This is a genomic window from Phaeobacter sp. HF9A (genome assembly GCF_011806385.1).
Classification (GTDB): domain Bacteria; phylum Pseudomonadota; class Alphaproteobacteria; order Rhodobacterales; family Rhodobacteraceae; genus Epibacterium.
This window is the reverse complement of sequence record NZ_JAATOX010000163.1, coordinates 1-7,022: the sequence shown is the minus strand read 5'-3', so window position 1 is coordinate 7,022 and position 7,022 is coordinate 1. Positions and strand designations below refer to the sequence as shown.

General features: G+C 62.4%; 8 protein-coding genes and 1 tRNA gene. 6 read left to right on the top strand and 3 right to left on the bottom strand.

Annotation, left to right across the window (positions count from 1 at the left end; all coding sequences use genetic code 11):
- On the top strand, window positions 1–263 hold a 263-nt coding region (locus HCZ87_RS18960; protein WP_175582326.1), incomplete at its 5' end, for an orotidine 5'-phosphate decarboxylase / HUMPS family protein.
- A 368-nt stretch (window positions 264–631) separates the two neighbouring features.
- Here HCZ87_RS18960 and HCZ87_RS18955 read toward each other — a convergent pair.
- Window positions 632–1,048, bottom strand: a complete 417-nt coding sequence (locus HCZ87_RS18955; protein WP_167646374.1) for an NUDIX hydrolase — start codon at window positions 1,046–1,048, stop codon at window positions 632–634.
- A 92-nt stretch (window positions 1,049–1,140) separates the two neighbouring features.
- On the opposite strand from HCZ87_RS18955, the gene HCZ87_RS18950 reads away from it, so the two are divergent.
- A complete protein-coding gene (locus tag HCZ87_RS18950; RefSeq protein WP_167646372.1) occupies window positions 1,141–2,403 on the top strand; it encodes a DNA polymerase IV in 1,263 nt (420 codons plus the stop codon).
- A gap of 5 nt (window positions 2,404–2,408) precedes the next feature.
- Here the strand turns inward: HCZ87_RS18950 and HCZ87_RS18945 are convergent, their stop codons facing one another.
- Window positions 2,409–3,272, bottom strand: a complete 864-nt coding sequence (locus HCZ87_RS18945) for an N-formylglutamate amidohydrolase (RefSeq protein ID WP_167646369.1) — start codon at window positions 3,270–3,272, stop codon at window positions 2,409–2,411.
- 155 nt (window positions 3,273–3,427) lie between these two features.
- Here HCZ87_RS18945 and HCZ87_RS18940 point away from each other — a divergent pair.
- From HCZ87_RS18940 to HCZ87_RS18925, 4 genes are all read left to right on the top strand, one after another.
- A tRNA-Val gene (locus HCZ87_RS18940) sits at window positions 3,428–3,502 on the top strand.
- Window positions 3,503–3,583: 81 nt separating this feature from the next.
- A complete protein-coding gene (ykgO, locus tag HCZ87_RS18935) occupies window positions 3,584–3,709 on the top strand; it encodes a type B 50S ribosomal protein L36 (RefSeq protein ID WP_008562923.1) in 126 nt (41 codons plus the stop codon).
- A 238-nt stretch (window positions 3,710–3,947) separates the two neighbouring features.
- Window positions 3,948–4,958, top strand: a complete 1,011-nt coding sequence (locus HCZ87_RS18930) for a Fe(3+) ABC transporter substrate-binding protein (RefSeq protein WP_167646367.1) — start codon at window positions 3,948–3,950, stop codon at window positions 4,956–4,958.
- Window positions 4,959–5,302: 344 nt separating this feature from the next.
- Window positions 5,303–6,166 carry a GTP-binding protein gene (locus HCZ87_RS18925; RefSeq protein ID WP_175582325.1) on the top strand — a complete coding sequence of 288 codons (864 nt, stop codon included), beginning with the start codon at window positions 5,303–5,305 and terminating at the stop codon, window positions 6,164–6,166.
- Window positions 6,167–6,174: 8 nt separating this feature from the next.
- On the opposite strand, the gene HCZ87_RS18920 is transcribed toward HCZ87_RS18925, so the two are convergent.
- Window positions 6,175–7,022, bottom strand: an 848-nt coding sequence (locus HCZ87_RS18920; protein ID WP_167646365.1) for an iron ABC transporter permease, incomplete at its 5' end; no start/stop codon positions are given.

Here is a 7,022-nt window from a genome sequence, read left to right as displayed (position 1 = left end):
TCCCCCCCTTTCCCTCTTGTTTCATCTCCACCCCGCAGTCTTCCTCTCTTCTCCCCTCCCTGCCCTCTTCCGAAGGCAATCTGATCGTTACCCCCGGCGTGCGTCCCGTCGGCGCAGATCTGGGCGACCAGAAACGCGTGACCACCCCGGCCCAGGCGCTGGCTGCGGGCGTCGATCACATCGTGGTGGGCCGTCCGGTCTGGCAAGCGCCCTCGCCGCGCGCCGCCGCCGAAGCCATCCTGGCAGAGATGAATACCCTCTAAGCGCAAGCCCCACGCGACACGCTGCACAATTTGACAGCGAATTCGGCGCAGGCGCCGCCCCCTCTGGCGGAGCATAAAAGAAGCAAAAATCAGGTCGCCAAACCGCAGAGATCAAACAAGAAATCCCTCGCGACCTGATTTGAATTTCAATATTCTAATTTTCATTCGTGACTCAGAAAGCACAGCCCCAGGCGTTAAATCCCCCCGGCTGGCAGCCAGAGCTTTGCCAAATGGCAATTATAGTCGATTCTAGGGGGGAGACACTCCCCTAGACGTTGACCTCTTCCTGATCGACGTCCCCTCCCCCCGCCACTTGCGCGGGGGCTTTCTTTTCGGAAATCTAAAGTTCAATTTTACCGATGCGCGCATCAGGCCCGCACATGCGGCTGCGCGCCAAGGTAATCTTGCAGCCGCGTCTTGAAGTTTGGAATGCCCAGCGGATGCGCCGAATATTGGCCAGGGGTCATCAGCTCCCAGCCCTGCCCCTCGTCGCCAAAGCGAATATCGGCCGCGTGATGCGCACCCAGATGCGCCGCAAAGAACCACGAGGCCCCGTCGGGCGTTGCATAGCGCCTGGCATAGCTCAGATCGGCCTCGGCGAGCGCCAGCCCGACCTCCTCATAGGTCTCGCGCAAGACGCAGGCCTCCGGTGTCTCGTCCCCCTCGCGGCCGCCACCGGGGAAATCCCAATGCCCCGGAAAGGGAATGCCCGCGATATCGTCCCGCAGAATGACCAGCAGATGCGGCCCCAGAAACAGCGCCAGTTTCGCTCCTTTGAACGGCATGATAGGCTCCCCTTCGTGTCGCGCCCCTGTCGGCACGCTATCTGGCGAGCCCCTCGCCTGCACCCTGTTTTTGCGCTGTGTTAGAGCCTTTCATGCCCGCCCTTTGCCGCGATTGCCTGCATAGTTTCGAGCCCCAGGCAGCACGCCCGCGCTGTCCCAATTGCCGCAGCCCGCGCATCAAGGCGCACCCGGAGCTGTTCAGCCTCTCCATCGCGCATATGGATTGCGATGCCTTCTATGCCAGTGTTGAGAAACGCGACAACCCGGAGCTGGCCGACAAGCCGGTGATCATCGGCGGCGGGCATCGCGGCGTGGTCTCCACCGCCTGCTATGTGGCGCGCATTCGCGGTGTGCGCTCGGCGATGCCGATGTTTCAGGCGCTGAAACTCTGCCCCGACGCGGTGGTGATCAAGCCGCGTATGGAGGTCTATGCCGAAACCAGCCGCGCCATCCGGGCGATGATGGACGAGCTGACCCCCGAGGTCGAACCCCTGTCGCTGGACGAGGCCTTCATGGATCTTTCCGGCACCCAGACCCTGCACGGCGCGCCCCCGGCGGTGATGCTGGCGCGCCTGGTCAAGCGCATGAAAGACGAGCTGGGCGTCACCGGCTCGATCGGTCTCAGCCACAACAAGTTCCTCGCCAAAGTGGCCTCCGATCTGGACAAGCCGCGCGGGTTCTCGGTGATCGGCAAGGCCGAAACCGCGGATTTCCTGCGCGACAAACCCGTTCGGCTGATCTGGGGCATCGGCCCCGCCGCACAGGCCGCGCTGGAGAAGGCCGGGATTCGCGCCTTTTCCGACCTCTTGCGCTGGGAGCGGCGCGATCTGCACGAGCGTTTCGGCAGCATGGGGGACCGGCTCTGGCATCTGGCGCGCGGCGAGGACAATCGCAAGGTCTCGGCCCGCAACCCGGTCAAATCCATCTCCAAGGAGACCACGTTTTTCGAGGACACCATGCAGATGGAGGTGCTCGACGGGCATCTGTGGCGCCTGGCGGTGCAGGTCTCGGATCGTGCCAAGGCCAAACAGCTGGCCGGGCGGGTGGTGACGCTGAAACTGAAACGCGCCACCCATTCGTCGCTGACCCGCCGACAATCGCTGCACAGCCCCACCCAGATCGCGGATCAGATCTACCGCACCGCAAAGGGGCTGCTGGATCATGCAGTGGATCAGGGCCCCTTTCGCCTGCTCGGCTGCGGCATCAGCGAGCTCGCCCCCGAGGATCAGGCCGATCTGACCGGCGATCTTTTGGACCCGGATGCCGAAAGGCGCGCAACGCTGGAGCGCGCCTCGGACGAGATTCGCAAACGTTTTGGCCGCGATGCGATTCTCAAGGGCCGCGCCCTGCGATAGGGGCGTTACTCGGCCGCCATCGGCCCTTCGCGCTCCGCCCCCAGCGCGGAAATATCGCGCAGCGCCTGCGTCAGCCGTGTCTGCACCATGCAGAACTGGGCGTTGGGCTCGATCTCCAGCTCGTTCATATAAAGCGAGCGGTCAATTTCCACCTGCACCGCATGCTGGTTGCGCGACGGGCGGCCATAGGTCTGCGTGATATAGGCCCCCGCAAAGGGCGCATTGCGCGCCACCCGGAACCCGGCATTGGCAAAGGCCGCTTCGACCTCATCGACAATGCGCCCATGCGCGGCAGCGCCGAAACGATCCCCCAGGACGATCTCCGGGCGCTGGCTCCGCTGCGGCGAGGTGCCCTCGATCGCCTCATGCGGCATCGAATGACAATCAATGAGAATCGCCGTGCCAAACCGGCGGCGAGAGTCGTCCAGCAAGCGCTGCAAGGCGCGGTGATAGGGCGTCCAATAGGCTTCGATTCGCGCGCGCGCCTCCGATAGGGTCATTTTCCCGCGATAAATCGTGCGGCCATTGGCCACCACCCTGGGAATCACCCCAAGCCCGGACGCCACGCGCGGGTTCTGTCCCCGACGGCGCACCCCTTCGATCAGGGCCGGGTCCAGCTCCTCGTGAGAGCGATTCAGGTCGACAAAGGCGCGCGGCATCTTTGCCGTCAGCAACGGCATGCCCAGCTCTGGCGCGGCGGAAAACAGGCGGTCCACAAAGGCGTCTTCACTGCTGCGCAGGCGTTTTGCATCGAGAACCGACTGTGAAACAAAGGTTTCGGGGTAATATGCACCACTATGCGGCGAGCCTATCACCACCGGTGATCGCCACTCTTGCGGCATTTCAATGGAATATGCCTGGCTGACCATATGCGCTCCGCCTCTCGCCTGTACTCTTCGAGCATAGAGTTTATATTTCTGTGGCAAAAGCTCTTGCGCCCACAATCGACTCCTTTTATAGACCCCTTCACCGACGCGGAGCGATGTGCAAATCGGCACACCCTGATCGCTTTGCTTGGTATCATGGGCGGTTAGCTCAGCGGTAGAGCACTTCGTTGACATCGAAGGGGTCACAAGTTCGATCCTTGTACCGCCCACCATGATTTCGCTGTCTTGAACCACGGTTCAGGACGCCCCGCTAACCCAGGCGCTGGTTCGCGCCGCAGACAAGGAGAGATGCCATGAAGGTCAAAAACTCGCTCCGCTCGCTGAAGAACCGGCATCGTGATTGCCGGGTTGTGCGTCGCAAAGGTCGCGTTTACGTGATCAACAAAACCCAGCGTCGCTTCAAAGCTCGTCAGGGCTAAGCGTACAGCATATGACGCCTCTCTTTTGAGGCTCCGAGAAACCGCATCTTTGGATGCGGTTTTTTGTTTTTACGACATCGCATCCTTGCTGCTGCATCCGTCTGTCGGCAATTTTCCGACTAATACAGTCGGTTATGGCTTCCTTTCTCGGCCAAATGTAGTAATTGACTAAAGAGCTCGGGTTTTGGCGCATCTGCGCTGGCCCAGAAATCACGTCATGAACAGGGACGAAAGAGTCATGAAAACCAGTGTCTTTACAGCTGCCATCACCGCCATGATGGCCACGTCGGCCGCGGCGGAGGGTGTGGTCAACCTGTATTCCTCGCGCCACTACGATACCGATGAACGCCTCTATTCCGACTTCGAAGAGGCCACGGGAATCACCGTCAACCGGATCGAGGGCAAAGCCGACGAGCTGATCGCGCGTATGCAGGCCGAGGGCGCGAACTCCCCCGCCGATGTGCTGATCACCGTCGATACCTCGCGTCTTTCGCGCGCCAAAAATGCCGGCGTGCTGCAATCCATCGACAGCGCCGTGCTGGAAGACAAGATCCCCGCCAACCTGCAAGACGCCGACAATCAATGGTTTGGCTTTTCCCAGCGCGCCCGGATCATTTTCTACGCCAAGGACCGCGTTGCAACGCCGCCCGCCACCTATCTGGATCTTGCCGACCCCGCTTATAAGGGCGAGGTCTGCATCCGCTCCTCGACCAACACCTATAACCAGACGCTGCTGGCGGCGATCGTGACCAACTACGGCGAGGAGGCCGCCAAGGCATGGGCCGAAGGCGTGGTCGCCAATATGGCGCGGGATCCGCAGGGCGGTGACACCGACCAGCTGCGCGGCCTGGTCTCCGGCGAATGCGATATCGCGGTCTCCAACAGCTATTACTTCGCCCGCGCCATGCGAACCGATGTCAAAGGCGTCACTGCCGAGATTGATCAGATCGGTTGGCTGTTCCCCTCTCAGGACGCCGAAGGCGCGCATATGAACCTCTCCGGTGCTGGCGTGGCCGCCCATGCGCCGAACCGCGACAACGCCATCAAGTTCCTCGAATACCTCTCCTCCGAGCAGGCGCAGCAGTACTTCTCTAGCGGCAACGATGAATTCCCGGCGGTCGAAGGCGTCGCCCTGGCCGAGAATGTTGCCGCGCTGGGAGAGTTCAAAGCCGATGACGTGAACCTCTCCGAGGTCGCCAAGAACATCCCCACCGCACAGAAAATCTTCAACGAGGTGGGTTGGAAGTAACCGCGGTTCTGACCCGATCCTAACCAGATGGCGCGGGCCGAAACCCGCGCCATTTTGCGTTCCAGGATCAGCAGAGAATCGCCGCCTCGCCCGGGATCGCAGCCCAAACGCCGCCGCAGGCTGCGCCTGGCAAAAAACGCCACCGGCAATTTTGGTGTAAAATCAAACCACAGCGGCATCGGCGTGGTTTCGACCACGGACCATGGCAATGTTTGTCTGGCACCGCTCGTGTCGAGCCACTATAGAGTCGCGCCAAGCAAAACATAGAGATTGCACATTTAAAGAACGGGGAGCTCGGTCGATATGCCGAATGCGATGTACCAGACATGCGGGGACAGGTCCTGATGCGTGTACCTGTGACAATTGTCAGCGGATATCTCGGCGCCGGCAAGACAACGCTGGTCAACGCCCTGCTGCGCGAGGATCACGGCCTGCGGCTGACGGTTCTGGTCAATGACTTTGGTGCGATCAACGTGGATGCTGCCCTGATCCAGGATGCCGACGCCGAGAGCATCGCCCTTTCCAACGGCTGCGTCTGCTGCTCCCTCGGCGACGATCTGGCGCTCAGCGTCAATGAGATCCTGACCCGCGATGAAAAACCCGATCACATCCTGATCGAGGCCAGCGGCGTCGCCGATCCTGTCGCCATTGCCAATGCCCTGCTTTCAGATCGCCGCGTCAGCTATGCGGGTATCGTGACCGTCGTGGATGGTGCCAATATCACCGATCTGCTGGCCGACCCGCTGCTGGAACAGCCGGTGAGCCAGCAAATTCGCGCCGCGGATCTGGTGCTCATCAGCAAACTGGACGCCCCGGCAGAAGAGCCCCTGCTGGACCGCCTCCGCGCCATTGGTGCCCGCACGCCCACCCGGGTCGATGACATGCCGCTGTCGAACCTGCTGTTTGACGTGGTGCCCCTGCCTCGCACGGCCACACCGGCGCCCCACCCCGGCTATGTCAGCTGGCAACACCGCAGCGCGACCCCGCTTGACCGGCGTGCGTTGGGCGACAAGCTCGCCAATCGGCCAGACGGGCTCTACCGGATGAAGGGCTTTGTACTGACCACCGGCGGCGCCTATGAGCTGCATATCGTCGGACGCCACGTGGAGGCCCGCCGCTGCGAGGCTGAGGAAACAACGCTGGTGGCGCTGGGGCTGAGCCAGCGCATCTCGCGCGAGCAGATCGAAGCCTGGTGGTGCGGCGCCTAACGCCTGCCTTAGCGCCGTCGCCCGACCTGACGGCAGATCAGCACCACCGGCAACAAGCCCACCGCCATGATCACCAGTGACGGCACCGCCGCGCCCTCCAGCCGCTCGTCCGCCGCCAACCGATGCGCCTGCACCGCCAGCGTGTCGAAATTGAAGGGACGCATGATCAGCGTCGCGGGCAGCTCCTTCATCACATCGACAAAGACAATGAGCAGCGCCGTCAGCAGGCTTGGCGTCAGGATCGGCAGATGCACCCGGCGCAGCATGCCCAAGGGGCTCTGGCCAAGGGATCGCGCCGCCGCGTCCATATTGGCATGCAGCGTCGCCTGCCCGCTCTCATAGGCCCCCAGTGCCGCCGCCATGAAGCGCACCACATAGGCCATTACCAATAGCCAGATCGAGCCGGTGACCAAGAGGCCGGTATGGATGCCAAATGTCGCCCGCATCCAGCCATCCAGCGCGTTGTCAAAGGCGGCAAAGGGCACCATCAACCCAACCGCGATCACGCCACCCGGCACCGCATAGCCAAGCCGCGACAGATAGGTTGCGGTGCTCGACGCGCGGCCGGGGCGCAAACGCTGATAAAACCCCAGGCTCACCGCCGCCAAAAGCGTGATCATCGCCGCGATGCTCGCCAGCGTCAGGGAGTTGCTGATGAATGCGATATAGCGACGGCTCAGCAGATCCTGCTCGGATTGAAGCCCCATCAGCGTCAGGCTGATCAGCGGCACCAGGAAGCCAAAGACCGCAGGCAGTGTGCAGAGCACCATCGCCCCGGCAGCCCGCGCCCCCGTCAACCGCGCCGGAGGCAGCGCCGCCTGCTGCTTGCCCTCTTTTTGATAGCGCGCACGGCCCC

What these genes read in the sequence shown, in the direction of transcription:
- HCZ87_RS18955 (WP_167646374.1), bottom strand. Translation starts at nt 1,048, where the DNA reads ATGCCGTTCAAAGGAGCGAAACTGGCGCTGTTTCTGGGGCCGCATCTG.
- HCZ87_RS18950 (WP_167646372.1), top strand. Translation starts at nt 1,141, where the DNA reads ATGCCCGCCCTTTGCCGCGATTGCCTGCATAGTTTCGAGCCCCAGGCA.
- HCZ87_RS18945 (WP_167646369.1), bottom strand. Translation starts at nt 3,272, where the DNA reads ATGGTCAGCCAGGCATATTCCATTGAAATGCCGCAAGAGTGGCGATCA.
- ykgO (WP_008562923.1), top strand. Translation starts at nt 3,584, where the DNA reads ATGAAGGTCAAAAACTCGCTCCGCTCGCTGAAGAACCGGCATCGTGAT.
- HCZ87_RS18930 (WP_167646367.1), top strand. Translation starts at nt 3,948, where the DNA reads ATGAAAACCAGTGTCTTTACAGCTGCCATCACCGCCATGATGGCCACG.
- HCZ87_RS18925 (WP_175582325.1), top strand. Translation starts at nt 5,303, where the DNA reads ATGCGTGTACCTGTGACAATTGTCAGCGGATATCTCGGCGCCGGCAAG.